At 68.2% G+C, this 26,841-nt stretch carries 19 protein-coding genes and 1 other annotated feature; of the genes, 10 read left to right on the top strand and 9 right to left on the bottom strand.

Annotated features, from left to right (window positions below; translation table 11 throughout):
* The first annotated feature begins 98 nt into the window (after window positions 1-98).
* The 3 genes from mutS to GQR91_RS07920 all read left to right on the top strand — a co-directional run bounded on the left by mutS (window position 99) and on the right by GQR91_RS07920 (window position 6,375).
* The gene (mutS, locus tag GQR91_RS07930; protein ID WP_149682371.1) at window positions 99-2,669 is read left to right on the top strand and encodes a DNA mismatch repair protein MutS; all 2,571 of its coding nucleotides are present in this window, start codon (window positions 99-101) and stop codon (window positions 2,667-2,669) included.
* Between the two features lie 61 nt (window positions 2,670-2,730).
* Window positions 2,731-3,573, top strand: a complete 843-nt coding sequence (locus tag GQR91_RS07925) for an oxidoreductase (protein ID WP_149682173.1) — start codon at window positions 2,731-2,733, stop codon at window positions 3,571-3,573.
* A 54-nt stretch (window positions 3,574-3,627) separates the two neighbouring features.
* On the top strand, window positions 3,628-6,375 hold the full coding sequence (locus tag GQR91_RS07920; RefSeq protein WP_149682174.1) for a [protein-PII] uridylyltransferase: 2,748 nt from the start codon (window positions 3,628-3,630) through the stop codon (window positions 6,373-6,375).
* Window positions 6,376-6,704: 329 nt separating this feature from the next.
* Here the strand turns inward: GQR91_RS07920 and GQR91_RS07915 are convergent, their stop codons facing one another.
* The 4 genes from GQR91_RS07915 to ruvB all read right to left on the bottom strand — a co-directional run bounded on the left by GQR91_RS07915 (window position 6,705) and on the right by ruvB (window position 12,090).
* On the bottom strand, window positions 6,705-7,643 hold the full coding sequence (locus tag GQR91_RS07915; RefSeq protein ID WP_149682175.1) for a tetratricopeptide repeat protein: 939 nt from the start codon (window positions 7,641-7,643) through the stop codon (window positions 6,705-6,707).
* A 97-nt stretch (window positions 7,644-7,740) separates the two neighbouring features.
* The gene (locus tag GQR91_RS07910; protein WP_149682176.1) at window positions 7,741-8,610 is read right to left on the bottom strand and encodes a helix-turn-helix domain-containing protein; all 870 of its coding nucleotides are present in this window, start codon (window positions 8,608-8,610) and stop codon (window positions 7,741-7,743) included.
* A 93-nt stretch (window positions 8,611-8,703) separates the two neighbouring features.
* Entirely contained in the window at window positions 8,704-10,977 is a 2,274-nt protein-coding gene (ptsP, locus tag GQR91_RS07905) for a phosphoenolpyruvate--protein phosphotransferase (RefSeq protein WP_149682177.1), read from the bottom strand.
* Window positions 10,978-11,058: 81 nt separating this feature from the next.
* Entirely contained in the window at window positions 11,059-12,090 is a 1,032-nt protein-coding gene (gene ruvB, locus GQR91_RS07900; RefSeq protein WP_149682178.1) for a Holliday junction branch migration DNA helicase RuvB, read from the bottom strand.
* Window positions 12,091-12,163: 73 nt separating this feature from the next.
* Between ruvB and GQR91_RS07895 the strand changes: the two genes are divergently transcribed.
* Window positions 12,164-12,763, top strand: a complete 600-nt coding sequence (locus GQR91_RS07895) for an exopolysaccharide biosynthesis protein (protein WP_149682179.1) — start codon at window positions 12,164-12,166, stop codon at window positions 12,761-12,763.
* Between the two features lie 3 nt (window positions 12,764-12,766).
* Here the strand turns inward: GQR91_RS07895 and pyk are convergent, their stop codons facing one another.
* A complete protein-coding gene (gene pyk / locus GQR91_RS07890) occupies window positions 12,767-14,239 on the bottom strand; it encodes a pyruvate kinase (RefSeq protein WP_149682180.1) in 1,473 nt (490 codons plus the stop codon).
* Window positions 14,240-14,315: 76 nt separating this feature from the next.
* Here pyk and GQR91_RS07885 point away from each other — a divergent pair, with 76 nt between their 5' ends.
* Window positions 14,316-14,609, top strand: coding sequence for a DUF1244 domain-containing protein (locus GQR91_RS07885; protein WP_112382041.1), 294 nt, complete (start codon window positions 14,316-14,318; stop codon window positions 14,607-14,609).
* A gap of 121 nt (window positions 14,610-14,730) precedes the next feature.
* Window positions 14,731-14,991, top strand: coding sequence for a DUF2312 domain-containing protein (locus GQR91_RS07880; protein WP_112382040.1), 261 nt, complete (start codon window positions 14,731-14,733; stop codon window positions 14,989-14,991).
* Between the two features lie 153 nt (window positions 14,992-15,144).
* Here GQR91_RS07880 and GQR91_RS07875 read toward each other — a convergent pair whose 3' ends face one another.
* Window positions 15,145-16,608, bottom strand: a complete 1,464-nt coding sequence (locus GQR91_RS07875; protein WP_112382039.1) for a helicase HerA domain-containing protein — start codon at window positions 16,606-16,608, stop codon at window positions 15,145-15,147.
* A gap of 111 nt (window positions 16,609-16,719) precedes the next feature.
* On the opposite strand from GQR91_RS07875, the gene GQR91_RS07870 reads away from it, so the two are divergent.
* From GQR91_RS07870 to GQR91_RS07855, 4 genes are all read left to right on the top strand, one after another.
* Window positions 16,720-17,463 (top strand): YebC/PmpR family DNA-binding transcriptional regulator, encoded by a 744-nt coding sequence (locus tag GQR91_RS07870; protein WP_149682181.1) that lies wholly within the window; start codon window positions 16,720-16,722, stop codon window positions 17,461-17,463.
* 10 nt (window positions 17,464-17,473) lie between these two features.
* Window positions 17,474-17,980: a crossover junction endodeoxyribonuclease RuvC gene (ruvC, locus tag GQR91_RS07865; RefSeq protein WP_149682182.1), complete on the top strand. Its 507-nt coding sequence runs from the start codon at window positions 17,474-17,476 to the stop codon at window positions 17,978-17,980.
* Between the two features lie 691 nt (window positions 17,981-18,671).
* Window positions 18,672-19,268 (top strand): Holliday junction branch migration protein RuvA, encoded by a 597-nt coding sequence (gene ruvA / locus GQR91_RS07860; protein WP_149682183.1) that lies wholly within the window; start codon window positions 18,672-18,674, stop codon window positions 19,266-19,268.
* A 74-nt stretch (window positions 19,269-19,342) separates the two neighbouring features.
* Window positions 19,343-19,398: a sequence feature (sul1 is cis-regulatory element that is thought to sense ions involved in sulfur or methionine metabolism; They are found in Alphaproteobacteria), on the top strand.
* 61 nt (window positions 19,399-19,459) lie between these two features.
* Entirely contained in the window at window positions 19,460-20,950 is a 1,491-nt protein-coding gene (locus GQR91_RS07855; RefSeq protein ID WP_149682184.1) for a SulP family inorganic anion transporter, read from the top strand.
* A gap of 69 nt (window positions 20,951-21,019) precedes the next feature.
* Here the strand turns inward: GQR91_RS07855 and lpdA are convergent, their stop codons facing one another.
* From lpdA to GQR91_RS07840, 3 genes are all read right to left on the bottom strand, one after another.
* Entirely contained in the window at window positions 21,020-22,414 is a 1,395-nt protein-coding gene (lpdA, locus tag GQR91_RS07850) for a dihydrolipoyl dehydrogenase (RefSeq protein WP_149682185.1), read from the bottom strand.
* A 110-nt stretch (window positions 22,415-22,524) separates the two neighbouring features.
* On the bottom strand, window positions 22,525-23,757 hold the full coding sequence (gene odhB, locus GQR91_RS07845; protein ID WP_112382033.1) for a 2-oxoglutarate dehydrogenase complex dihydrolipoyllysine-residue succinyltransferase: 1,233 nt from the start codon (window positions 23,755-23,757) through the stop codon (window positions 22,525-22,527).
* 100 nt (window positions 23,758-23,857) lie between these two features.
* Window positions 23,858-26,836 (bottom strand): 2-oxoglutarate dehydrogenase E1 component, encoded by a 2,979-nt coding sequence (locus GQR91_RS07840; protein ID WP_174236633.1) that lies wholly within the window; start codon window positions 26,834-26,836, stop codon window positions 23,858-23,860.
* Between the last annotated feature and the right edge of the window lie 5 nt (window positions 26,837-26,841).

Raw genomic sequence — 26,841 nt, 5'->3', positions numbered from 1 at the left:
GGACGCTACGGCTCTTGAAGCTTTCGCCCCCCGCTTTCAAGGCCGTTGCCCGCGCGCGGTGCAACCCCTAACCGGTGGCCATGTCCGCTCCCACCCCGATGATGGCCCAGTATCTCGCGCTCAAGGCGGAGGCCGAGGATTGCCTGCTCTTCTACCGCATGGGCGACTTTTTCGAACTTTTCTTTGAAGATGCGCGGGTTGCAAGCGGCGTGCTGGACATCGCCCTCACCAGCCGCGGCGAGCATGCGGGTGAGAAGATCCCGATGTGCGGCGTGCCCGTCCATGCCGCCACCGCCTATCTGCAACGCCTGATCAAGGCGGGGCACCGCGTCGCCATCGCCGAACAGACCGAAACCCCGGCCGAGGCCAAGGCACGCGGCGGATCAAAGGCACTGGTCGCGCGCGGCATCGTCCGCGTCGTCACCGCCGGCACGCTGACCGAGGAGGCGCTGCTGGATGCCCGCACCGACAATTGGTGCGTCGCCATCGGTGAAGCGGGCGGCGAGGTCGCGCTGGCCGCCGCCGATGTCTCCACCGGCCGCTTCCTGGTGATCGACGCCAGCGCCGATGCGATCGGCGCCGAGCTTGCCCGCCTTGCGCCTGCCGAGACGATCGCCAGCGAGACGGGCGATTATACCCAGGCCGCCACCGGCCTGCGCCCCAGGGCGGATTTCGACAGCGCGAGCGGCGAGGCACGACTGAAGCGTCTGTTCGGCGTCGCCACGCTGGATGGCTTCGGCCAGTTCGGCCGCGCCGCGCTCGCCGCCGCCGGCGGGCTCGTCGCCTATCTCGACCACACCGCCAAGGGCGCGCTCCCCTTCCTCCGCCCGCCCGTGCTGGTGCAGGCGGCGGGGACGATGGCGATCGACGCCGCGACGCGCGACAGCCTGGAACTCACCTGCACCACCGGCGGCCAGCGCAAGGGCTCTCTGCTCGACACCGTGGATCGCACCGCGACCGGCGCCGGCGCCCGTGCGCTTGGCGGCGATATCGGTGCGCCGCTGATGGATCGTGCCGCGGTCGAGGCGCGGCTGGATCTGGTGCAATTCTTCCATGACGATCCGGCGCTGCGCGAAACCCTGCGCGGCGCCCTGCGCGCGCTACCCGATATCGGCCGCGCCCTCGGCCGTCTCGTCGCCCGTCGCGGCTCCCCACGCGACCTCGGCCAGCTTCGCGACGGTCTGGACGGCGCATGGCGGCTCGCCGACCGACTCGGCGGGGGGCCGGCGCTGCTTGAGCAGATCGTGCCGCAGTTGCGCGGCCATGGCGCACTGATCGACCTGCTGACCCGCGCGCTCGTTCCCACCCCCCCGATCGAGGCATCGGAAGGGGGCTATATCGCGGCCGGCTACGACGCCGCGCTGGACGATCTGCGTGACACCGGTGCCGGCGGCCGCCGCGCGATCGCGGCGCTGGAGGCGGAGTTCCGCATCCAGACCGGCATCACCGCGCTCAAGATCCGCCACAACGGCGTGCTGGGCTATCATGTCGAGGTGCCGGCGCGCGCCGCCGATTCGCTCATGAAGCCCGATTCGGGCTTCACCCACCGCCAGACGCTGGCGGGCGTCGTCCGCTTCAACACGCCCGCGCTGCACGAAGTCGCCGCCAAGGTGTCGCAGGCCGGCGCGCACGCGCTCGCTGCCGAGGCCGCGCATCTGGAGGAGCTGATCGCCCAGGCGCTCGCCGCGCGCGACCGGATCGCGGCCACCGCCGATGCGCTTGCCCGGCTGGACGTGGCGAGCGCACTGGCCGAGCGCGCGGCGGAGGGCGGCTGGGTCCGCCCCGAACTGGTCGATCATGCCTGTTTCGAGGTGACGGGCGGCCGCCATCCGGTGGTCGAGGCCGCGGTCGCGCGCTCGGGCGAGCGTTTCGTCGCCAATGACTGCCAGTTGTCGGAAGGGTCGCGGCTATGGCTGGTCACCGGGCCGAACATGGGCGGCAAATCCACCTTTCTGCGCCAGAATGCTCTGATCGCGGTGCTGGCGCAGGCGGGCAGCTACGTTCCCGCCACCCGCGCGCGCATCGGGCTGGTCGATCGCCTGTTCAGCCGCGTCGGCGCGTCGGACAATCTCGCGCGCGGCCGCTCGACCTTCATGGTCGAGATGGTGGAAACCGCCGCGATCCTGGCACAGGCGACGCCGCGCAGCCTGGTCATCCTGGACGAGGTCGGCCGCGGCACCTCCACCTATGACGGGCTCGCCATCGCCTGGGCGGTGGTGGAGGCGATCCACGAGGATAATCGCTGCCGCTGCCTGTTCGCGACCCATTACCATGAACTGACCCGGCTGGCGGAGCGCTGCGAGGCGCTCAGTCTCCATCATGTCCGCGCGCGCGAATGGAAGGGCGAACTGGTGCTGCTGCACGAGGTCGCCACCGGCCCCGCCGACCGCAGCTACGGCCTCGCCGTCGCCCGCCTCGCCGGCATGCCCCCCGCCACCATCGCCCGCGCCAAGTCCGTCCTTGCCCGGCTCGAGGCCGGCCGCGCCCGGACCGGCGGGCTCGCCGCCGGCCTCGACGACCTCCCCCTCTTCGCTGCCGTCGCCCAGGCCGAGGAAGAACAATGCGACGCCATCCGCAGCGCGGTGGAGGCGATCGACGTCGACAGCCTGTCCCCGCGCGAGGCGCTCGACGCGCTCTACCGGCTGAAGGCGCTGGCACGGGACGGATAAGGAACCGCACCCGACCACCTGCGTAGAGGGGCAAACCCTTCACCCAGAGGCACATTTCCCCATGTCCGACACCCCCGTCTGGTTCATCACCGGCTGTTCCACCGGCTTCGGCCGTGCGCTGGCGGAACGCGTGCTCGCACGCGGATGGCGCGTCGTCGCCACCGCACGCGACCGCGCCCGCGTCGCCGATCTGTCGGGCGATGGCGACGCCCTGCTCGCCCTCGATCTCGATGTCACCGACGCCGGCCAGATCGCCGCCGCGGTGGACGCGGCGAAAACGCGCTTCGGCCGCATCGACGTGCTGGTGAACAATGCCGGCTATGGCTACCAGGCCGCGATCGAGGAGGGCGTGGAGGAGGAGATCCGCGCCCAGTTCGACGCCAACGTCTTCGGCCTGTTCGCTCTCACCCGCGCCGTCCTGCCCCTGATGCGCCACGCCGGCCGCGGCCACATCCTCAACATCACCTCCGTCGCCGGCCTAGCCGGCTTCCCCGCCTCCGGCTACTACGCCGCCAGCAAACACGCGGTGGAGGGCTGGTCCGATTCGCTCGCCGCCGAAGTCGCGCCGCTCGGCCTCCACGTCACCTGCGTCGAGCCCGGCCCGTTCCGCACCGACTGGGCCGGCCGCTCGCTGCGCCAGACGCCGAACCGCATCGCCGCCTATGCCGAGACGGCCGGTGCCCGCATGAAAAGCACCAGCGACATCAGCGGTCAGCAGGCCGGCGACCCGGTCCGCGCCGCCGACGCGATGATCGCGCTCACCGAACGCGCCGACCCGCCCCGCCACCTCGTCCTCGGCCGCTGGGGCCACGATGCGGTCGTCCAGCGCCTGCGCGAGCGGCTGGCCGAGATCGAGTCGCTGCGTGACGAAGCACTGGCCACCGACTTCCCCGACGGCGGCTGACGCCTGGCACAACGCGGCTCAACTTGTTCGCGCCAAGCGGCTATGGCCTGATCCATGTCGAGCCGCTTCGAAACACTGTCCCACCGCCGCGCCATCGTCGATCGCCGGGCGCTGGCCGACCGGATTGCCGCGCTGGGGCCCCTGCACGGGGCCGAGGGGCGCAAGCGGATGACGCCGGTGCTGAAGGAGGCGCTGGAGGCTGGGCGGGCGGAGGTGTCGCGGCGCCTGATCGCCTATCCGTCGCGCGGGCTGGAGGCGGCGGCTGGGCAGGCCTATCTGGTCGACCAGATCTTGCGCGTGCTGTTCGATGCGACGACGCAGGGTCTTTATCCGCTCCACAACCCCACCGCCGCCGAACGGCTGACCCTGATCGCGGTCGGCGGCTATGGCCGGGGCGAGATGGCGCCGCACTCGGACGTGGATATCGGCTTCCTCACCCCGTGGAAGCAGACCCCGCATGCCGAGCAGGTCATCGAATCGATGCTCTATTCGCTCTGGGACCTGGGGCTGAAGGTCGGCCATTCCAGCCGCTCGGTGGACGAGATGATCCGCCAGGCGCGCAGCGACATCACGGTTCGCACCGCCCTGCTCGAATCACGGCTGATCTGCGGCGACGCGGGGCTGTACGAAGAGGCCTGCCGCCGCTTCAAGGCGGAGATCCAGAAGGACACCCACCGCCAGTTCATCGCCGACAAGCTGGCCGAGCGCGATGCGCGCCACCGCAAGATGGGCGACACGCGCTACGTGGTCGAACCCAATGTGAAGGAGGGCAAGGGCGGCCTGCGCGACCTCCATGCGCTGTTCTGGATCGGCAAATACGTCCATGACGTGCAGCGCGCGACCGATCTGGTCGATGCCGGGCTGTTCACGCGGCAGGAATATCGCCAGTTCCACCGTGCCGACAATTTCCTGTGGGCGGTGCGCTGCCACCTGCACGACATCACCGGCCGCGCCGAGGACCGGCTGACCTTCGACGTGCAGCGCCAGATCGCCGAGCGGATGCGCTATGCCGATCGCCCCGGTAAGCCGCGCGTCGAGCGCTTCATGCAATTCTACTTCCTGCAGGCCAAGACGGTGGGCGCGCTGACCGGCGTCTTCCTGGCGCATCTGGACGAGCGGTTCGCGGCGCGCGGCCACCGCTTCGGCCTTCCCACCATCCGCCGCCGCCCCCGCCGCCTGAACGGCTTCGTCCTCGACCGCGGCCGGCTCGCCCTGCCGCATGACGGCTTCTTCGCCGAGGACCCGGTGCGCCTGATCGAGGTCTTCCAGCTTGCCGACCGTTACGAACTGGAGGTGCATCCGCTGGCGATGCGCGCCGCCGCGCGCGACGCCAAGCTGGCCGACGAGATCCGCAACGACCCCCGCGCCAATGCGCTGTTCCTCGACGTGCTGACGTCCCCGCGCGATCCCGAACTGGTGCTGCGCTGGATGAACGAGGCGGGGGTGTTCGGCCGCTTCGTGCCCGATTTCGGCCGCGTCGTCGCGCAGATGCAGTTCGACATGTACCATCATTATACGGTGGACGAGCACACGATCCGCGCCATCGGCCTGTTGTCGCGGATCGAGCGCGGCCGGCTGCGCGAGGATCATCCGCTCGCCAGCACGGTGGCCGAACAGATCCTGTCGCGCCGCGTGCTGTTCGTCGCGGTGCTGCTCCACGACATCGCCAAGGGGCGCGGCGGCGACCATTCGATCCTGGGTGCAGGGGTCGCCCAGCGGCTGTGCCCGCGCCTGGGGCTGAGCGCGGCTGAGACGGAGACGGTCGCCTGGCTGGTTCGCTGGCACCTGCTGATGTCCGCCACCGCGTTCAAGCGGGACCTGTCGGACTTCAAGACGATCCTCGACTTTTGCGAAACCGTGCAAAGCCCGGAGCGGCTACGCCTGCTGCTCGTGCTGACCGTGGTCGACATCCGCGCCGTAGGCCCCGGCACCTGGAACAGCTGGAAGCGGCAATTGCTGTCCGACCTGTACGAGGCCGCCGAGGAGGTACTGCGCCTCGGTCACAAGCAGCGCGGGCGCGGCGAGCGCATCGCCGCCAAGCAGGCGCGGCTGGCCGACGCGCTCGGCTGGACGCAGGAAAATTTCCACGGCCATGTCCGGCGCCTGCCCGAGGCCTATTGGATCGCCGAGCCCGACGACGTGCTGGCGATCAACGCGCGGCAGATGGCCAAGGCCGGCGACGCGCAGCTGTCGATCGAGGCCGCGGTCGATCCCGATCGCGGCGCGACCCTGGTGTCGATCTACGCCGCCGACCATCCTGGCCTGTTCTACCGCATCGCCGGCGCAATCCACGTCGCGGGCGGCAACGTCATCGATGCGCGCATCCATACGACGCGCGACGGCATGGCGATCGACAATTTCCTGGTGCAGGATCCGCTGGGCCGCCCCTTCGACGATCCGGGGCAACTGGCCCGCCTGAACCGCGCGATCGAGGATGCGCTGGCCAATCGCGGCAAGCTGGCCGACCGGCTGGTCGCCAAGCCCGCTCCCCGCCCCCGCGCCGAGGCGTTCGACCTGCAACCCAATGTCCTGATCGACAATCGCGCGTCGAACCGCTTCACCGTGGTGGAGGTCCATGCCCGCGACCGGCCGGCGCTGCTCAACCGGCTGGCCCATGCGCTGTTCCAGTCCAAGGTCACGATCCATTCCGCGCACGTCGCCACCTATGGCGAGCGCGCGGTGGACGTATTCTACCTCACCGACCTGACCGGCGACCGCATCGTCGCACCCGCGCGCCTCAAGACGCTGGAAAAACGCCTGCTGGGTGCCGCCACCGGCGAGACCATGGAACTGGCGGCGTAACTCACGCCCCCTCCCCAGCGGAGGGGCATCAGGTAGACAGCGCCTTGTGCTGGTTAGTCCATGCCGGGGGCATGGACGACCTGATGCTGGAGGGGCCTCGCGGCACGGCCGCGGGGAGAGTGATGGGTCCTCAGACAGCGCAGCTTGGCACCGCCAGAACAAGCATGGGCGCTCTAATCCCTCTCCCCGCCGGGGAGAGGGAGGGGCCCGCCGCGCAAGCGGTGGGAGGGTGAGGGGCAGACCAACAGTGCTGCACTGCTTGGCAACCCCTCACCTTTCCCCCTGCCTTGCGGCAGCGCCCCCCCCAAAGGGGAGAGGGCATTTCCGCCCTACTTACATTTGGCCGCCGAACGTCCCGCCTCGACCTGCCCCTTCATCGCCGCCGACAGCTTGGCGCCGTATACGTCCGACAGCTCGTCATAGACCTTGCACGCATCCGCCGGCTTGTTCAGCTTGGTCAGCGCCTGCCCCAGATACAGCAGGCTGTCGGGCGCCCGCTCGCCATCGGGAAATTTCTTGTAATTCTCGTAAAAGGCCATGGAGGCGAGGCTGGGTTTACCCGCATCAAGATAGGACCGGCCAAGCAGGTTCTGCGCATAGCTGGCGCGCTTGCTCTTCGGATAGGTCGCGACGACCTTTTTCAGCTGCGCTTCGGCCTCCGGATATTTCTTCGCGCTCCACAGGCGGTATCCGTAAAGATACTCGTCCTCTGCCGCGTCGCCGGTCGAGGGCTTCTCCACCCCCGCCACCGCAGCGGGCGCCGCGGTCGCAGCCGCAGCCGCAGCCGCAGCCGGCTTGGCGCTCGTGCTGCCGCCGGCCGCGCGGGCCGGCGGCGGCGACACCGCAGCGCCCTCCAGCGGCGCGCTTTCGCCCGCCGGCGCGATCGGTGCCGGCCCGCCCTCTACCAGCTTCAGGCGATTGTCCGTGGCGCGCTTATACGCCTCGAACTGTTCCTGAAGCTGGCGCACGCGAAAGCCGTTCTGCTCGATCTGCCCAGTCAGCGACGCCAGCTGCTCTTCCAGCGAGGTCACGCGCGACGAAAGATCGGCGACCGCGCTGGTCGCGGGCACGCCGGCGGCCGTCTGCGGCGCCTGCGACGCGGTGATGTCGGGTTGCAGATACTGGCCCGCCCCGTTCGGGAACACCTTGCGCTGGACAGCGCGCATTTCGCTTTCCAGCTTGGTCACACGGCCCTCCACGCCTTGCGCGGATACCGCCGTGGGCAGGAACAGCGCGGCGGCAACGCCGGTCATCAACAGGTTACGCATCGATCACACCCCCCGGTGCAAGCAGGATTTTCATGAACATCGACCATAACTGCAACGCCCAAGCTGTCGCCAGCCTTAAAGCGGTTGCCGGCGCACGCTATTCCGGGATGGCCGCCGCGTTCAGTGGCCTCGGCGGCGCCGGCTCGGCGGCGGGCGCCGGAGCCGCGGCCGGGATCGGCGTCCCGGCCAGCCGTGCGCCGACGGCGGCGGCATCGACCCGCACATCCTTGATCGGGCGCGATCCGTCGCCCAGCGGCGGCGTCGCCTTACCGTTCAGCATGATGGTCAGCTTGTCGGGGCGACCGACGTTGATCTTGGGCTCGCGCGCGGTGGTCGGCACGTCGAACCGTTCGCCCGCCTTCATCGTGCGCAGGAACAGCGTCTCGTTGTTGGCGTCATAGACGCGCAGCCACACCTCGTCATTGGCGACCAGCGTCACCTGCCCGGTCGTGACGGCCGGCACCGGCTGCGTCACCGTCCTGGGTGCGGCGGCCGGGGTCGGCGCGGCGATTTCGGGTGCCTCCGGCGCCGTCGCGGTGCGGTTGTGGAACAGCTCGGTGCCGAACCACAGCGCCACCAGCACGAGGACCGCGAGCGCCACGCCGACGCCGAGGATCGCCAGGCCGCGCGGCGGCACGCGGGCCGGGTCGGCGATGTCGTGGGGTACATAGTCGCTCTGGCGGCGGCCGATCCGGTCCACCTCGGCACGCACCGAATGGGCGATCGCCACCTCGTCCGCGCCGACCGCGCGGGCATAGGCCTTGGCAAAGCCCATCGCATAGGTGGCCGATGGCAGGCTCTGGTAATCCGATGCCTCGATCGCCGCCAGATGGCGGTTGGGAATGCGGGTACGTGCGCCGACATCCGCGAGGGACAGCCCTTGCGCCTCGCGGGCGGCGCGCAGAACGTCTCCGGCGCGCGCGGGTGCCGCGGGCGCGGCGTCATGGCCCGGATTGACCTCGTCCATTCTCAACTCCGAAGCGACCGCGGCCCACCCTGCCGGTCACCCCCGTCTTTCCCAAAGGGTTGTAAGCCTGTCAACGCGCCCTCTGCCCTGGCATCAGGCCAATTCCACGCCGTTCGTCGCAGCCCAGGCACCAAGCACCCCGCGCATGTCGCGCGGCGGATGCGCCAGCAGCCGGTCCATCTCGGCGGCAATAGCGGTGCGGTCGAGCGAGCGAACCATCGCCTTGACCGGCCCGACCGCCGCCGGGGTGATCGACAGCCGGTCGATGCCGACCCCGATCAGCGCCATCGCCTCCAGCGGCCGTCCGCCCATCTCGCCGCATACCGCGACCGGCACGCCGGCTGCACGGGCCGGCTCCACCACCCGGCGCAGGAAGCGCAGGATGGAGGGCGACAGCCAGTCATACCGTTCCGCCAGCTTGGGGTTCGCACGGTCGGCGGCGAACAGGAACTGGGTCAGGTCGTTGGTGCCGATCGACAGGAAATCGACCTGCGGCAGGATCAGGTCCAGCTGCTCGGCCAGCGCCGGCACCTCCAGCATCGCGCCATAGCGTATCTCGTTCGGCATCCGCTTGCCGCGTCCCGACAGGAACAACCGCTGCGCCTCGAACAGCGCGCGTGCCTCGTCGAACTCCCATGCCTCGGACACCATCGGGAACATCACGTTCAGCGTGCGCCCGCCCGCCGCCTCCAGCAGCGCACGCGCCTGCGCCTTCATCAGGCCGTCGCGTTCCAGCGCGAGGCGCAGCGCGCGCCAGCCCATCGCCGGATTCTCCTCGTCGCCCGCCTCGATGTTGAGATAGGGCAGCGCCTTGTCGCCGCCGATATCGATCGTGCGGAACACCACCGGGCGCTCGCCCGCCGCTTCCAGCACTTCGCGGTACAGCCGCTGTTGCCGCTCGCGCTGCGGCAGCGAGGCGGAGACGAGAAACTGGAATTCGGTCCGGAACAGGCCGATCCCGTCCGCACCGGTGATGTCCAGCGCCGCGGCATCGTCGCGCAGGCCGGCATTGACCATCACCGTCACCCGGTGGCCGTCTTTCGTCTCCGGCGCCACGTCGCGCAGCGCGGCATAGGCGGCGCGGCGCTTCTGACGGAGCGTCAGCTTGGCATCGAACGCTTCCTCCATCGCCGCGGAGGGCCGGACGAAGACGTTGTTCTCGATCGTGTCGAGCAGCAGCCGGTCGCCCTCGGCGATCAGCCGGCGGGTGTCGCGCACCCGGCCCAGCACCGGCACGCCCATCGCGCGCGCGACGATGATGACGTGCGCGGTCAGCGATCCTTCCTCCAGCACCACGCCCTTCAGGCGGCGCTTGTCATATTCCAGCAGCTCGGCCGGCCCCAGGTTGCGCGCGATCAGGATCGTGTCCTGGCGCAGACCCAGTTGCGCCGCCGTCCCCATCTGACCCGACACGATGCGCAGCAGCCGGTTCGACAGGTCCTCCAGATCGTGCATCCGGTCGGCGAGCAGCGGATCGTCGATCTGGCGCATGCGCTGGCGGGTGCGCTGCTGCACCCGCTCGATCGCCGCCTCCGCGGTCAGACCGCTGTCGATCGCCTCGTTGATCCGTCGCGCCCACCCCTCGTCGTACGCGAACATCTTGTAGGTATCGATCACCTCCTCATGCTCGCCGCCGACACCGAACTCGGCCTCGCGCGCCATGCGGTCGATCTGTTCGCGCATCTTGTCGAACGCGGCATAGACGCGGTGCCGCTCGGCATCGGTGTCCTCGGCCACGGTATGCTCGATGGTGATGCGCGGCTGGTGGAAGACGGCAAAGCCCGAACCCATGCCGTCGACCAGCTTCTGGCCCATCAGCCGCTGCGACGCGGTGCTCTGCGGACGCCCGGCGCCCTGCCCGCCCTCGTCGATCAGCCCGGCATTGGAGATCAGCTCGGACAGCACCATCGCCACCGTCTGCAACGCTTCGATCTCGACATCCTGATACCGGCGCGGCTCGCTGTGCTGCACCGCCAGCACGCCCACCGCCCGCTCGCGCCGGATGATCGGCACGCCGGCGAAACTGTGGAAACGGTCCTCGCCCGTCTCTGGCTTGTAGGCGAAATCGGGGTGGCTGGCGGCTTCGTCCAGGTTCAGCACCTCGACATCTTCGGCGATCGTGCCGACCAGCCCTTCCCCCATCGCCAGCTTGGTGACGTGCACCGCCTCCTGCGCCAGCCCGCGCGTCGCGAACAGCTCCAGCACGCCCTCGCGCAGCAGGTAGATCGAACACACCTCGCTCCCGATCGCCTCACCGATGATCTGGACGACTTGGTTCAGCTTGGATTGCGCGGGCGCCCGCGACGCCATCACGTCGTGCAGGCGGACCAGGATTTCGCGGGCGGAGGCAGCGGCCGATAGGGGCATGGGCCAAGGGCTAACAGATCACTGCCTTGGGTGCCATGCAACATTATGACGCAGGGCACGAAGCTGGAGTGCCTGTCCCGATTATCCGCCCAGGTCGAACAGGCCGTCCTGGCTGCCGACCGGCGGATTGAGGCCCAGATGCTTCCATCCCCCGGCATTCAGCACGCGCCCGCGCGCGGTGCGCGCGACCAGGCCGAGCTGGATCAGATAGGGCTCGATCACTTCCTCGATCGTGTCGCGCGGTTCGCTCAGGCCAGCCGCCAGCGTCTCCACGCCGACCGGGCCGCCGCGATAGACGTCGGCGATCATCATCAGATAGCGGCGATCCATCGCGTCCAGCCCCAGCGCATCGACCTCCAGCCGGTTCAGCGCCTGATCGGCGGCGCGGGCATCGACCACGTCATGCCCCGCCACCGTCGCGAAGTCGCGCACCCGGCGCAGCAGCCGGCCGGCGATGCGCGGCGTGCCCCGCGACCGGCGCGCGACTTCGGTCGCGCCGTCCTCCGCAATGGCCAGGTCGAGCAGCCGCGCCGCGCGCGTCACCACGCGGGTCAGTTCCTCGACCGTATAGAATTGCAGTCGCACCGGAATGCCGAACCGGTCACGCAGCGGCGTGGTCAGCAATCCCTGCCGCGTGGTGGCGCCGACCAGCGTGAAGCGCGGCAGGTCGATGCGGACCGAACGGGCCGACGGCCCCTCGCCGATCATCAGGTCCAGCGCGCGGTCCTCCATCGCCGGATACAGCACCTCCTCCACCGCGGGCTGGAGCCGGTGGATCTCGTCGATGAACAGCACGTCGCCGTCTTCCAGATTGGTGAGCAGCGCCGCCAGATCGCCCGACTTGGCGATCACCGGGCCGGAGGTGGCGCGAAAGCCCACCCCCATCTCGCGTGCGATGATCTGCGCCAGCGTCGTCTTGCCCAGCCCCGGCGGACCGAAGAACAGCACATGGTCCAGCGCGTCGCCCCGCGACCGGGCCGCCTGGATGAAGACGCGCAGATTGTCGCGCGCGGCCTGCTGGCCGACGAATTCGTCGAGATGCTTGGGGCGCAGCGCGGCGTCGACATCCTCGGGACGGCGGCTCGCGGACAAAAGGCGGTCGGTGTCGGTCACCTTTCGTTCCGTAGCGGGCGAGCGGGGGCGCTGTCGAGTGGAACCGCGCCACTAGTCATCCCGTTCCGCCCCCATGGCCAGTGATCCCCACAGCATCGGCGATATTCTCGACGCCCTGGATGAACTTGCGGACAAGCAGGACCGGGTTTCGCTCGGCGACGTGATCGAGGCTTTCGGCAACCGGTCCTATGGCCCCTTCCTGCTGTTGCCCGCGCTGGTCGACATATCACCGGTCGGGTCGATCCCCGGCCTGCCGACCGTCCTCGCCTGCGTGATCCTGTTGACCGCGGTGCAGATGGTGCTGGGGCGCAAGCATCTCTGGCTACCCGGCTTCCTGCGCAACCGCTCCGTCAAGGCCGAGACGGTCCGGAAAACCACGAAAAAGGCGCGCAAGCCCGCCGGCTGGGCGGACCGCTGGTTCCATGGTCGCCTGCCGGCACTCACCAAAGGGCCGTTCGTGCGGGTCGCGGCGGTGGCGTGCATCCTGCTCGCCTGTACGGTGCCGCCGCTGGAATTGCTGCCGCTGGCGACCACCGCGCCGATGGCGGCGATCGCCACCTTCGGCCTGGCATTGATGGTCCGCGACGGGCTGGTGATGATCGTCGCGATCGTGCTGGCCGGCGTCGCGGTCGCGATCGGCGCCGGCCTGCTGGGGTCGAAGATCGGCGGCTGAGCTTCAGGCTTCCGCGCGATCCTCGCCGTACTTCTCCAGTTCGTCGCCGGTCAGCCGGGTGACGTGCAGCACGTTGGTCGACCCCGGCGTGCGGAACGGTACGCCAGCCATGATGATGACCTGATCGCCCGCAGCGGCGATGCCGTGACGCAGCGCCATGCGCTTCGACTTGGCGACCATTTCCTCGAACGATTCGACGTCGCGGGTGTGCACCGCATGACAGCCCCACAACAGGCCGAGCCGCCGTGCCGTCTCCGCCTGCGGGGTCAGCACCAGGATCGGCACCGGCGGCCGCTCGCGCGCCACGCGGCGTGCGGTCGATCCGCTGGTGGTGAAGCAGATGATCGCCTTGGCCGAGGTGGTGCGCGCGATGCTCTTGGCCGCTTCCGCCATCGCGTCCGCAGTGGTGGGGTCGGGCTTCATCACGGTGAAGTGCACGCGGTCGCCATGCGCCGGGTCGCCTTCGACCGACACGCCGATCGCGTTCATCATCGCAACCGATTCGACCGGCCACGAACCCGCCGCCGATTCAGCGGACAGCATGATCGCATCGGCACCGTCATAGATGGCGGTGGCGACGTCCGACACTTCCGCGCGGGTCGGCGACGGGCTCTGGATCATCGATTCCAGCATTTGCGTGGCGACCACCACCGGGCGCCCCATGCGGCGCGCCACCTCCACGATGCGCTTCTGCAGCGGCGGCACCGCCTGCGGCGGCAATTCGACGCCCAGGTCGCCGCGTGCCACCATCACGCCGTCGCACTGCTCGACGATCTCGTCCAGCCGGTCGATCGCCGCCGGCTTCTCGATCTTGGCAAGGAGCGCCGCCTTGCCCTTGATCAGCCCGCGCGCCTCCATCAGGTCCTCGGGCCGCTGCACAAAGGACAGGGCGATCCAGTCGACCCCCTGCTCCACCGCGAACGCCAGGTCGGAGCGATCCTTGGGCGTCAGCGCCGCCATCGGCAGCACCACGTCGGGCACGTTCAGCCCCTTGTTGTTCGACAGCGCGCCGCCGACCTCGACCAGGGTGACGATGCGATCCGCATCATGGTCCGCGACGCGCAGCACCAGCTTGCCATCGTCCAGCAACAGGCGCGCACCCGGCTCGATCGCGGCAAAGATCTCCTTGTGCGGCAGTTCGACACGCGTCGCGTCGCCCGGCGTCGGGTCGCGGTCGAGCACAAAGGTGCTGCCCGTCTCCAGCACGGTGCGCCCGCCCTCGAACTTGCCGACGCGCAGCTTGGGACCCTGAAGATCGGCCAGGATCGTGGTCGGCCGGTTGAACCGCGCCTCCATGCCGCGGATCGCCTGGATGAGCGGCACCTTGGACGCCTGGTCGCCATGGCTCATGTTGATCCGGAACGCGTCCGCGCCCGCCTGGAACAGCGTGGCGATCATTTCGGGATCGCTGCTGGCGGGTCCCAGCGTGGCCAGCACGCGGACTTTGCGGGATCGGGGGGCGAGGGCCTTGGTCATGTAGCGCTTATCCTGCGAACTTTGCCCGCACGGCTCTAACCTCTATTACGCGCCGATCAACCTTGGAGCTTGTAAAATGGACCGTCTCGACACGCTGGACGACGCCGCCGCCGCCGCGGCCTTCCGCCGGCTGGTGCGCCACCTGCGCCACCGCACCGATGCGCAGAATGTCGACCTGATGGGTCTGGCCGGCTTCTGCCGCAACTGCCTGTCCGACTGGGTGGGCGAGGCCGGCGGGCTGGACAAGGACGCCGCGCGCGAGACGATCTACGGCATGCCCTATGACCGGTGGAAGGCCGAGCATCAGGCCGACGCATCGCCGGAACAGCTTGCCCGCATGAAGGAAAGCGTCGCAAGGAACGCGCACTGACGACAGTTGAGCGGCGCGCACAAAACGCCTAGACGCGCCGCCGCACCCGACATCGGGAATCTTCAACGCCGCCCCGTCCGCGCGGGCGAGGGCCGCGGCATCAAAGGGAAAGCGAATCACCATGGCGGACGCGGAATTCGAAGGCTCGGGCCAGGTTGCGGCAGACGAGCTGCGGCTGCTGATCGAGCGCGCCGAGCGGCTGGAAGAAGAGAAGAAGGGCATCGCCGACGATATCAAGGACGTGTTCGGCGAGGCCAAGGCCCGCGGCTACGACCCGAAGGCGATCAAGAAGATCATGTCGATCCGCAAGAAGAAGCGCGAGGAATATCAGGAGGAAGAGGCCATCCTGGAGGTCTATATGCAGGCGCTCGGGATGCTTTGATTCCTTCTAGCCCTCTCCCCTTTTTGGGAGAGGGTTGGGTGAGGGGCAGACCAGCAGTGCAGCACTGCTTGGCTGCCCCTCACCCTCCCATCGGCTTTGCCGACGGGTCCCTCCCTCTCCCCGGCGGGGAGAGGGAAGTTCACGCCCCCGCTATCAGGCCGCCTCCGCCGCCTGCGTCGTCCACCCGAGCCGCGGGATCGTGATCGACCGCTTGCCGGTCAGGTCGGTACGGCACACGAACAGGTCGCGGCTCTCGATATAGCCGATCAGGCGCCGCACCCGACCCAGCGAACTGGTGCCATAGGTCTGCGCGATCTGCGTATCGGGCGGACACGGCTCCCCCGCCCGCGCCGCGCGCGCCACCAGCAGGAACGCGCCCAGCATATCGTCGGGTAGCGCACTCGCCAGCGCCAGCGCATCCTGCCAGTCGGGGTCGCTCACATCGAAAATGCCGGCGCGCGCGCAGGACAGGCGCCGCGCGAACCCGTTCAAATCCAGCGGCGGGCGCGCCAGTCCCGCCATGCGGCACCGCACCTGGAAATCCTGGAACAGCACGGACGCCGGACGGAAGGTCGATTCGGCATCCTCGACGATCGCGCGCAGCACCGCGGCATAGATCGCCTCCACCTCCTCGCCGCTCATGTCGGGCACCGCCGGTGCGGCGGTGGTGGGCAAGGGCGGACGGCCCAGATCGGCCATCAACTCGTCGGCCGGCACCCGCCGCGGACGCGGGTCAAAGGTCATCGGCAGTTGCGGCGCCTCCTCCACGGGGGCGAACAACAGGTCCTGCAAATCGGGTGGCGGCGCATCGGGCAGGGGCGTCAGCTTGGGACTGCCCGAACGTGCCGAGGTTTCCACCGCACCGATCTTCACCGTGATCGGCCGCCGCGACACCGCCGGGCCCAGCGCCAGGAAGGTGCCGCGCGCCAGATCACGAATCGCATCCGCCTGCCGCCGCTCCATGCCCAGCAGGTCGGCGGCGCGCGCCATGTCGATGTCGAGGAAGGTGCGTCCCATCAGGAAGTTGGACGCCTCCGCCGCGACGTTCTTGGCCAGTTTCGCCAATCGCTGCGTCGCGATCACGCCGGCCAGCCCGCGCTTGCGCCCGCGGCACATCAGGTTGGTCATCGCCGACAGCGAGGCCCGGCGCACCTCCTCCGTCACCTCGCCGCCGGTGGTGGGCGCAAACAACTGCGCCTCGTCCACCACGACCAGCGCGGGGTACCAATGCTCGCGCGGCGCATCGAACAGCGCGTTCAGGAAGGCGGCGGCGCAGCGCATCTGCCCCTCGATCTCCAGCCCCTCCAGGCTCAGCACGACGGACGCGCGGTGCTCGCGGATACGGCTGCCGAACTTCGCCACCTCGCGCTCGGCATAATCGCCCGCTTCGATCACGACATGGCCATAGGCCTTGGACAGGGTGACGAAATCCCCTTCCGGATCGATCACCACCTGCTGCACCTGCCCCGCCGATTTTTCGAGCAGGCGGCGCAGCAGATGCGACTTGCCCGAACCCGAATTGCCCTGCACCAGCAGGCGGGTCGCCAGCAATTCTTCCAGATCGATCGGGACGGACGCACCGCGTTCGTCCGTTCCCATGTCCACGCGTACCGTCATGGCCGCGGGCCATGCCGCATGGGCACGGCCCCAAACAAGACTTGTATTTCGCGCAGGTGGCAAAACCGTCCCCGGCCCGCTAAGTGCGCTGCATCACTCAATGAGGCACCGATGGCAGGCCACAGCAAATTCAAGAACATCATGCACCGCAAGGGCGCGCAGGACAAAAAGCGCTCGGGCATGTTCTCCAAGCTTTCCCGCGAGATCACCGTGGCGGCCAAGATGGGCCTGCCCGATCCCGACATGAACCCGCGCCTGCGCGCCGCGGTCAACGCGGCCAAGGCGCAGTCGATGCCCAAGGACAATATCCAGCGCGCGATCGACAAGGCATCGAAGGGCGATACGGAGAATTACGAGGAAATCCGCTACGAGGGTTTCGGCCCCGGCGGCGTGTCGCTCATCATCGAGGCGCTGACCGACAATCGCAACCGCACCGCCACCAACGTGCGCACCGCGGTGTCGAAGAATGGCGGCAATCTGGGCACCGCAGGCTCGGTCAGCCACGGCTTCGACCGGGTCGGCCTCATCACCTATCCGGCCAGCGCCGGCGACGCTGAAAAGGTGTTCGAGGCGGCCTTGGAAGCGGGTGCCGAGGACGTGACCTCCACCGAGGACGGCCACGAGATCTGGACCGAACAGGGCGCGCTGCACGAAGTCAGCAAGGCGCTGGAGCCGGTGCTGGGCGAGGCCGAGGGCGCCAAGCTCGCCTGGCGGCCGCAGACGATGGTGTCGGTCGAGGAAGGCGATGCTGCGACTTTGTTCAAGCTGATCGACGCGCTCGACGACGACGACGACGTGCAGACCGTCTGGGGCAATTACGAAGTCTCGGACGAGGTCATGGAGAAGCTGGGTTGATCCAGCCGGCATGATCCTGCTCGGTCTCGATCCCGGTCTCGGCACCACCGGCTGGGGTGTCATCGCGGCGGAGGGCAATCGGCTGCGCCATGTCGGCAACGGCCAGATCAAGACCGAGCCGTCCATGCCCCTGCCCCGCCGCCTGACCTATCTCCACGCCGCGCTGGCCGAAATGATCCGGGTCGAACGCCCGGACGGCGCGGCGGTGGAGGAAGTGCTGGGCAATTCCAATGCCCAGTCCACGCTGAAACTGGGTCAGGCACGCGGCATCGTCCTGCTGTCCGCGGCCCAGGCCGGGCTGATCGTCGGCGAATATCACCCCAGCATCGTCAAGAAGGCGGTGGTCGGCACCGGCGGCGCGGACAAGAAACAGATCCAGGCGATGGTCGGCCACCTGCTGCCCGGCGTAAAACTGACCGGCCCCGACGCCGCCGACGCGCTGGCGGTGGCGATCACCCACGCCCACCACCTCGCCAGCGCACGTGCACAAATGCGACGGACAGGCATTTCGGCGTAACCTTCCGGGGTAGCGGGATATTCGTTCACGCGAAGCCGCGAAGAAGATTTCTCACGCGGAGACGCGGAGAAGAAGTGCAGGTTCGTGCAGAGGACGCAGAGGGACAGCGTCCGTCGCGACTGAAGCACCCGCTGTCGATCGGAAGACACGCCCGATCGGTGATGCAGGCCGAGCCTACGGCTCAAGAACCAATCCCTGCGCGCGCTGCGCCTCCGCCCGCAAAACCCCCTTCTTCTCCGCGTCTCCACGTCTCCGCGTGAATCCTCTTCCTTCTTCGCGTCTTCGCGTCTTCGCGTGAACCATCACAGGCCATAACCAAGCGATGCCCCCGCGGAACGGAAGGGAAGCCGCGAAGCCGCGAAGAAGATGTTTCACGCGGAGACGCGGAGACGCGGAGAAGAAGTGCAGGTTCGCGCAAAGGACGCAGAGGGACAGCGTCCGGCGCGACCGAGGCACCCGTTTCCGATCGGAAGACGTGCACGATCGGTGATGAAGGCCGAGCCTACGGCTCAAGAACCAATCTCTGCGCGATCTGCGCCTCCACGCGCAAAACCCTCTTCTTCTCCGCGTCTCCGCGTGAATCCCCTTCCTTCTTCGCGTCTTCGCGTCTTCGCGTGAACCATTCCCTGACCACGAGGAGCGCATCGCCCCCCCGTGACAGCGTGCCGGGTTTGTTCTAGCGATCACTCCCATGATCGCGCATCTCAAGGGACGATTGGACGCAACCGGCACCGACCATGCGGTGATCGATGTCGGCGGCGTCGGCTATCTGGTCGGCGCCTCGGCGCGCACGCTGGCAGCGATCGGCCCGGTGGGCGAGGCCGCGATGCTGCACACCGAAATGCTGGTGTCCGAGGATTCGATCCGGCTGGTCGGCTTCTCCTCCTCGGCCGAGCGGGACTGGTTCCGGCTGCTGACCGGCGTGCAGGGCGTGGGCGCGCGCGTCGCACTCGCCATCCTGTCCGCGCTCGACCCGTCCGAGATCGCCCGCGCCGTCGCCAGCGGCGACAAGGCGATGATCGCGCGCGCCAACGGCGTCGGGCCGAAACTCGCGCAGCGCATCGTGATGGAATTGAAGGACAAGACCGGCGGCATCATCCTCGGCCCCGCCGCCGCGTCGCAGGTGATCCCGGTCGGTGCCGGCGCCGATGCGGTGTCCGCGCTGCTCAACCTCGGCTTCCGCCCCGCCGAGGCGAGTGCCGCGGTCGCGGCCGCCGAGGAGGATCTGGGCGAAACCGCGACGCTCGACGCGCTGGTCCGCCTCGCGCTGCGCAAGGCGGCGAAATAGGGCCGCGAAACAGGCCGGCGGCATAGCGCGGCTTGCCCCGCCCCCATCACCTCCGCTAAGGGCGCGAACAATCGCAAGGACCCGGTGAGACTCCGGGTGGCTCTTCCGGCCGCCGATCCGCCGGACAACCTGCCCATGCCCTATCCGTCGCGCCCATATCCGGCGCCATGGGCCCCGTTGCAGATTTCCTCATGACCGATTTTCTTTCCCGCACCCGCGCCGAATGGTTCGTCGGCGCGCCGCAGGCCGGCCGCGACGTCCTTGCCGGCGTCGTCGTCGCCCTCGCCCTGATCCCGGAGGCGATCGGTTTTTCGATCATCGCCGGTGTCGATCCCAGCGTCGGCCTTTATGCCTCGGTGGCGATCGCCATCGTCATCTCGCTGCTCGGTGGGCGCCCCGGCATGATCTCGGCCTCGACCGCGGCGGTGGCCGTGGTGGTGACGCCACTCGTCCGCGATCACGGCGTCGACTACCTCTTCGCCGCGACGATCCTGATGGGCCTCATCCAGATCGTCGCGGGGCTGGCCCGGCTCGACCTTCTGATGCAGTTCGTCTCCCGCTCGGTCATCACCGGCTTCGTCAACGCGCTCGCCATTCTGGTCTTCATGGGCCAGTTGCCGCAACTCGTAGGCGTGACGTGGCACAGCTATGCGATGGTCGCCGCCGGCCTCTTCATCGTCTACCTCTTTCCACGCGTGACGAAGGCGGTACCCGCCCCGCTGGTGACCGTCCTGTCGCTCGCCGCGGTCAGCATCGCGCTGGGCCTGCCGGTGCGCACGGTGGGCGACATGGGCAACATCCCGCACGGCCTGCCGAGCTTCACCCTGCCCCGGGTGCCGCTCACGCTGGAGACGCTGCGCATCATCCTGCCCTTCTCGCTCACCATGGCGGCGGTCGGCCTGCTGGAGGCGCTGCTGACCGCGCAGATCGTCGACGACATGACCGAGACCGACAGCGACAAGCGCCGCGAATGCATGGGCCAGGGCGGCGCCAACATCGCCTCGGCGCTGGCCGGCGGCATGGGTGGCTGCGCGGTGATCGGCCAGACGGTCATCAACGTCACCTCGGGCGGTCGCACCCGGCTATCGACCTTCGCGGCGGGCGCGGTGCTGCTCTTCATGCTTGCCGTCCTCGGCCCCTGGGTCGGTCGCATCCCGATGCCGGCGCTGGTCGCGGTGATGATCATGGTCGCGATCGGCACCTTCAGCTGGAACTCGATCACCAACATCCGCCACCATCCCTGGACCTCCAGCGTCGTCATGGTCGCGACCGTCATCACCGTCGTCGCGACCCACAACCTGGCACAGGGCGTACTCGTCGGCGTGCTGCTCTCCGGCGTCTTCTTCGCCGGCAAGGTCCAGCGCATGTTCGCGGTCGTCCGCGACGTGCAGGGCGACCGCGCGACCTACCGCGTGTCGGGCCAGATCTTCTTCGCCTCGGTCGATCGCTTCACCCGCGCCTTCCGCACCGACGAGCCTGCGACCGCCGTGGTGATCGACGTCTCCGCCGCGCACTTCTGGGACATTTCCGGCGTCGGTGCGCTCGACAAGATCGTCACCCGCCTGCGCGGTGGCGGCCGGACGGTCGAGGTGATCGGCTACAATGCCGCCAGTGCCGACCTGATCGACCGCTATGCGCTGCACGACAAGACGGGTGTGGAAACCGGCGCCGTCCCGCACTGATCGCCCATGAGAAGGGCCGCGGGAGATCGCTCTCCCGCGGCCCCTTGCCGGTTCCGGACGTGGTGCCGATCAGACGTGGATCGGCTTGCCCCGCACCGCCATCGCGGCTTCCTTCAAGGCTTCCGAATGCGTCGGATGGGCATGACAGGTATAGGCGATGTCCTCCGACGTCGCACCGAACTCCATCGCCTGCGCCGCCTGGGCGATCATCGTCCCCGCCAGGCTGGAGACGATCCACACGCCCAGCACCCGGTCCGTCTTGGCGTCGGCAATGACCTTCACGAAGCCATCCGTGTCGCGGTTCGTCTTGGCGCGGCTGTTCGCCATGAAGGGGAACTTGCCGACCTTTACCTCGCCCTTCTCCTTGGCCGCTTCCTCGGACAGCCCAACGCCCGCAATCTCGGGCATCGTATAGACCACACTCGGAATCACGTCGTGGTTCACGATGCCGGTCTGGCCTGCGATGTTCTCGGCCACCGCGACGCCCTCGTCCTCGGCCTTGTGCGCCAGCATCAGGCCCGGCGCGACGTCGCCGATCGCCCAGACGCCGTCGACATTGGTCGCGAAGTCATGATCGATCTCGACCTGGCCACGGTTGTTGAGCTTCACGCCCGCCGCTTCGAGGTTCAGGCCGTCGGTGTTCGGCTTGCGGCCGATCGCGACCAGCACCGCATCCGCGGTCAGCGTTTCCGCCGCACCGCCATTCGCCGGCTCCAGCGACACTGTCGCCGTTTCGCCCTCGACCGTGACGCCGGTCACCTTGGTGCCGGTCTTCAACTCGAAGCCCTGCTTCTTGAACAGCTTGGCCGATTCCTTGCGGACTTCGCCATCGAAGCCGGGCAGGATCTGGTCGAGATATTCGACCACGGTCACCTTGGCACCCAGACGACGCCAGACCGAGCCCAGTTCCAGCCCGATCACGCCGCCGCCGATCACCACCAGATGCTCGGGCACCTTGGGCAGCGCCAGCGCGCCGGTGGAATCCACCACCACCTTCTGGTCGATCTCGACGCCGGGCAGCGGGGTAACCGACGAGCCCGTCGCGATCACGATGTCGCGCGCGGTAACCGTTTGCTCGCCGACGGTTACGGTGCTGGCGTCGGTGAAGCTCGCCTTGCCCTTCAGCCAGGTGACCTTGTTCTTCTTGAACAGGTACTCGATACCGCCGGTCAGCTCGCCGACCGCCTTCTTCTTCTCCGCATGCATCTGCTCGAGGTTCAGCTTCGCGCCCTCCACCTCGATCCCGAACTTCGCAAACGCGCCGTGGCTCGCTTCCTCGAACAGTTCGGAGGCATGGAGCAACGCCTTGGACGGGATACAGCCGACATTGAGGCAGGTGCCGCCCAGCGTCTCGCGCGATTCGGCACATGCGGTCTTCAGGCCCAACTGCGCCGCGCGGATCGCCGCGACATAGCCGCCGGGGCCCGCGCCGATCACCAGGACGTCATAGTCGTACTCAGCCATTTGTCTCTCCCGTTCCCCGGCTTTCGGGGTCCAGCCTTACGGGATCCGTCCCGCTGCGGTCGATATGTGAACGGACCCCCGCCGAAACGAGGGCCCGGCAAGGGTCGTTCTTAGAGGTCGATCAGGACGCGCGTCGGATCCTCGATCGCGTTCTTCAGCGCGACCAGGAAGGTCACCGCCTCGCGGCCGTCGATCAGGCGGTGGTCGTAGCTGAGCGCGAGATACATCATCGGGCGCACCACGACCTGGCCGTCACGCACCACGGGACGCTCCTCGATACGGTGGAGGCCCAGCACCGCCGACTGCGGCGGGTTGATGATCGGGGTCGACATCAGCGAGCCGAACACGCCGCCGTTCGAGATGGTGAAGGTACCGCCCTTCATCTCGTCCATCTTCAGCGTGCCGTCCTTCGCGCGCTTGCCGAAGTCGCCGATCGTCTTCTCGATGCCTGCGACCGTCAGATTCTGCGCGTCGCGGATCACCGGCACGACCAAGCCGTTCGGGGCCGACACCGCAACCGAGATGTCCGCATAATCGTGATACACGATCTCGTCGCCCTCGATCGAGGCGTTGACGGCCGGGATATCCTTCAGCGCCATCGTCGCGGCCTTCACGAAGAAGCCCATGAAGCCCAGGCGCACGCCGTGCTTCTTCTCGAACAGATCCTTGTACTTGGCGCGCGCCTCGATCACCGCGGTCATGTCGACGTCGTTGAACGTCGTCAGCATCGCGGCGCTGTTCTGCGCTTCCTTCAGGCGCTTGGCGATCGTCTGGCGGAGGCGGGTCATCTTGACGCGCTCTTCCTTGCGCTCACCCGTTGCAGCCGACGCCTGCGGTGCGGCAGCGGCCGGAGCGGCAGCGGCCTGCGGCTTGTTCTGCGCAGCGGCAGCCACGTCTTCCTTGGTGATGCGGCCGTCCTTGCCGGTACCCTTGATGGTCGAGGGGTCGAGACCATGTTCCAGGATCGCGCGGCGAACTGACGGCGACAGCGCGGCAGGCGAGTCGCCCGCGGGCTCGCTATCCGCCGATGCGCTCGGCGCAGGCGCCGATGCCGGGGTGGCGGTCACCGCAGGCTCCTTGGCCTCCGTCTTCGCAGGGGCCGAGCCACCGGCATCGACGGTGGCGATCAGCGCACCGACCTGCACCGTGTCGCCCACCTTCACCGCATGGTCGCCCATCACGCCCGCCACCGGCGAGGGCACCTCGACCGACACCTTGTCGGTCTCCAGGCTCGCGATCGGCTCGTCGACGGCGACCGCGTCGCCGGGCTGCTTCAGCCATTCACCCAGGGTCGCTTCGGTGATCGATTCGCCGAGCGTCGGCACCAGAACTTCAGTCGCCATTGTTTCTATCCTTCTGCCCCGGCGCGGCCGGGGGCCCAGTTGCGCAACGATCCCCGGTCAGGTGCTGCGCGGTTCATCTGCTTGCCCGACCGGGCGGCGATCAGCTCGACGGTCCCTGCGTGGGGCGCGAGGCGGTGGTGCCCTCCTCGCCGCGCGTGCGACGGATCTCGTCGCGCACATTGTGGCCCAGCGCATCGGCGACCAGCGCCCCCTGCTCGGCGGTGTGCCGCTTCATCAGGCCCGTGGCGGGCGATGCGGCCGGGGTACGGCCGGCATAGCGTGCCCGCTTCACCGACGATCCGGCTGCCGCCAGCGACTCTTCGATCAGCGGCTCGACGAAGAACCAGTAGCCGTTGTTCTTCGGCTCTTCCTGCGCCCACACCACGTCCTGCAGGTTCGGCATGCGCTTCACCCGTTCCGCCAGCGCGTCGCCGGGGAAGGGATAAAGCTGCTCGACACGTACGATCTGCGTGGTTTCGTCGCCCGCCGCATCGCGCGCCTCCAGCAGGTCATACGCCACCTTGCCGGTGCACAGCACCAGCCGCGTCGTCGCCTCGTCGGCCGCGCCATTGGGGTCGGACAGGATACGCCGGAAATGGCTGTCGGACTGGAAGTCCTCCGCCTTCGACACCGCCAGCTTGTGGCGCAGCAGGGACTTTGGCGTGAAGAGCACCAGCGGCTTGCGAAAGTTGCGGTGCATCTGCCGGCGCAGCAGGTGGAAGTAATTAGCCGGCGTGGTCACGTTCGCTACCTGGATGTTGTCGCCCGCGCATGCCTGCAGGAACCGCTCGGGCCGTGCCGAGCTATGCTCCGGCCCCTGTCCCTCGTAACCGTGCGGCAGCAGCATCACTAGGCCGTTGGCGCGCAGCCACTTGGCCTCGCCGGAGGTGATGAACTGGTCGATCATGATCTGCGCGCCGTTGACGAAGTCGCCGAACTGCGCCTCCCACAGCACCAGCGTCTTCGGGTCGGCCAGCGCATAGCCATATTCGAAGCCGAGAACGCCATATTCGGACAGCGGCGAATCGAGCACCTCGAACCGGCCATGCTCCACCGTCTGGAGCGGCACATATTTGTGCTCGTCGGTCTGGTCGACCCACACCGCATGGCGCTGCGAGAAGGTACCGCGACCCGAATCCTGTCCCGACAGGCGCACACCATAGCCTTCCGACAGCAGCGAGCCGAAGGCCAGCGCCTCACCCGTCGCCCAGTCGAAATTCTCGCCCGTGCTGAACATCTGCCGCTTGGCATCCAGCACGCGGGCCAGCGTCTTGTGGATCTGGATGCTGTCCGGAACCGTGGTCAGCGTGCGGCCGATCGCGTCGAACAGCTTCTTGTCCAGCCCCGTCTCGACGTTGCGGCGACCCTGGTCACCCTCGCGCGGCGCCGACAGGCCAGACCAGCGCCCGGCGAACCAGTCCGCCTTGTTGGGCTTGTACGCCGCCCCCGCCTCGAACTCGCCTTCGAGCAGCGTCGTATACTGCTTGACGTTCTCGTCCAGCCACGCCTGGTCGATCACGCCCTCGCCAATCAGGCGCTTGGCGTAGATGTCGCTGACGCCTGGATGCTGGCGGATTTCCTTGTACATCAGCGGCTGGGTGAAGCCCGGCTCGTCGCCCTCGTTGTGACCGAAGCGGCGATAGCACCACATGTCGATCACGATGTCGCGGTGGAACTTCTGGCGGAATTCCATCGCCATCTTGGTGGCAAAGGTCACCGCCTCGGGATCGTCGCCGTTCACATGGAAGACGGGCGCCTGCACCCCCTTCGCCACGTCCGACGGATAGGGCGAGGAGCGTGCGAATTGCGGGCTGGTGGTGAAGCCCACCTGGTTGTTGATGATGAAGTGGACGCAGCCGCCGGTGTTGTAGCCGCGGATGCCGGAGAAGCCGAGGCATTCCCAGACGATTCCCTGCCCCGCGAACGCCGCGTCGCCGTGGATCAGCACGGGCAGCGAGGCGCTGTGATCCTTCAGGTCGCTGGCGATCGTCTGGATCGCGCGGGTCTTGCCCAGCACGACAGGGTTCACCGCCTCCAGATGCGATGGGTTGGCGACCAGCGACATGTGCACCTTGTGCCCGTCGAACTCGCGGTCGGTGGAGGTGCCCAGGTGATACTTCACGTCGCCCGAACCGCCGATGTCATCGGGGTTGGCCGAGCCGCCGGCGAACTCGTGGAAGATCACGCGCAGCGGCTTGCCCATCACATTGGCCAGCACGTTCAGGCGGCCGCGATGCGCCATGCCGAACACGATCTCGCGCACGCCGTACTGGCCACCATATTTGATGACCGATTCCAGCGCGGGGATCATGCTCTCGCCGCCATCCAGGCCGAAGCGCTTGGTGCCGACATATTTCTTGCCGAGGAACTTTTCCCACTGCTCGGCCTCGACCACCTTGTTCAGGATGGCTTTCTTGCCGTCGGTGGTGAATTCGATCGCCTTGTTCTGGCCTTCCATCCGCTCCTGCAGGAAGCGGCGCTCCTCGACATCGACGATGTGCATATATTCCAGGCCGACATTGCCGCAGTAATTCTTGCGCAGCGTGTCGACCAGTTCGCGAACGGTCGCCCATTCGAAGCCCATCGTGCCGCCAAGATAGATCTTGCGGTCGAGGTCGGCGTCGGTGAAGCCATAATATTCGGTCTTCAGATCCTCGGGCATCTCGCGCTTGGCGAGGCCCAGCGGATCAAGGTTGGCGGCCAGGTGGCCGCGCACCCGGTAGGTGCGGATCAGCAGCTGCGCGCGGATCGCGTCACCGGCCGCCTTGACGATGTCGTCGGTGGAGGGCGCCGCCGCCGCCGGTGCGGCCGGCGCTGCCTTGCCGCCACGCGCGGGCTTGGGCGCGGGCTCCATCTGCGTGGGATCGAGCCCTGCGGTCAGGTCGTCGGTGGTGGTCAGCGGCCACCGCTTGTTGCTCCAGCTCGGAGCCCCGACACCCTGCTCCAGCCCTTCGAAAAAGCTGCGCCAGCCGCCGTCGACCGACGACTGGTCGGCCTGGTACTTGGCATAAAGCGCCTCAATGAACGCCGGGCTGACGCCGGTGGCGATGTCGCTGAATTCCTGACCTTCGTAGCCCATCGTCA

The organism is Sphingomonas carotinifaciens, from assembly GCF_009789535.1.
Classification (GTDB): Bacteria; Pseudomonadota; Alphaproteobacteria; order Sphingomonadales; family Sphingomonadaceae; genus Sphingomonas; species Sphingomonas carotinifaciens.
The sequence above is the reverse complement of the archived record's forward strand: the minus strand, read 5'-3'. Positions and strand labels throughout refer to the sequence as shown.

What these genes read in the sequence shown, in the direction of transcription:
- ruvC (WP_149682182.1), top strand. Translation starts at nt 17,474, where the DNA reads ATGATCCTGCTCGGTCTCGATCCCGGTCTCGGCACCACCGGCTGGGGT.
- odhB (WP_112382033.1), bottom strand. Translation starts at nt 23,757, where the DNA reads ATGGCGACTGAAGTTCTGGTGCCGACGCTCGGCGAATCGATCACCGAA.
- ptsP (WP_149682177.1), bottom strand. Translation starts at nt 10,977, where the DNA reads ATGCCCCTATCGGCCGCTGCCTCCGCCCGCGAAATCCTGGTCCGCCTG.
- GQR91_RS07915 (WP_149682175.1), bottom strand. Translation starts at nt 7,643, where the DNA reads ATGCGTAACCTGTTGATGACCGGCGTTGCCGCCGCGCTGTTCCTGCCC.
- lpdA (WP_149682185.1), bottom strand. Translation starts at nt 22,414, where the DNA reads ATGGCTGAGTACGACTATGACGTCCTGGTGATCGGCGCGGGCCCCGGC.
- GQR91_RS07925 (WP_149682173.1), top strand. Translation starts at nt 2,731, where the DNA reads ATGTCCGACACCCCCGTCTGGTTCATCACCGGCTGTTCCACCGGCTTC.
- pyk (WP_149682180.1), bottom strand. Translation starts at nt 14,239, where the DNA reads ATGACCAAGGCCCTCGCCCCCCGATCCCGCAAAGTCCGCGTGCTGGCC.
- GQR91_RS07895 (WP_149682179.1), top strand. Translation starts at nt 12,164, where the DNA reads ATGGCCAGTGATCCCCACAGCATCGGCGATATTCTCGACGCCCTGGAT.
- GQR91_RS07855 (WP_149682184.1), top strand. Translation starts at nt 19,460, where the DNA reads ATGACCGATTTTCTTTCCCGCACCCGCGCCGAATGGTTCGTCGGCGCG.
- GQR91_RS07885 (WP_112382041.1), top strand. Translation starts at nt 14,316, where the DNA reads ATGGACCGTCTCGACACGCTGGACGACGCCGCCGCCGCCGCGGCCTTC.
- GQR91_RS07910 (WP_149682176.1), bottom strand. Translation starts at nt 8,610, where the DNA reads ATGGACGAGGTCAATCCGGGCCATGACGCCGCGCCCGCGGCACCCGCG.
- ruvA (WP_149682183.1), top strand. Translation starts at nt 18,672, where the DNA reads ATGATCGCGCATCTCAAGGGACGATTGGACGCAACCGGCACCGACCAT.
- GQR91_RS07920 (WP_149682174.1), top strand. Translation starts at nt 3,628, where the DNA reads ATGTCGAGCCGCTTCGAAACACTGTCCCACCGCCGCGCCATCGTCGAT.
- GQR91_RS07840 (WP_174236633.1), bottom strand. Translation starts at nt 26,836, where the DNA reads ATGGGCTACGAAGGTCAGGAATTCAGCGACATCGCCACCGGCGTCAGC.
- GQR91_RS07875 (WP_112382039.1), bottom strand. Translation starts at nt 16,608, where the DNA reads ATGACGGTACGCGTGGACATGGGAACGGACGAACGCGGTGCGTCCGTC.
- GQR91_RS07880 (WP_112382040.1), top strand. Translation starts at nt 14,731, where the DNA reads ATGGCGGACGCGGAATTCGAAGGCTCGGGCCAGGTTGCGGCAGACGAG.
- GQR91_RS07870 (WP_149682181.1), top strand. Translation starts at nt 16,720, where the DNA reads ATGGCAGGCCACAGCAAATTCAAGAACATCATGCACCGCAAGGGCGCG.
- mutS (WP_149682371.1), top strand. Translation starts at nt 99, where the DNA reads ATGATGGCCCAGTATCTCGCGCTCAAGGCGGAGGCCGAGGATTGCCTG.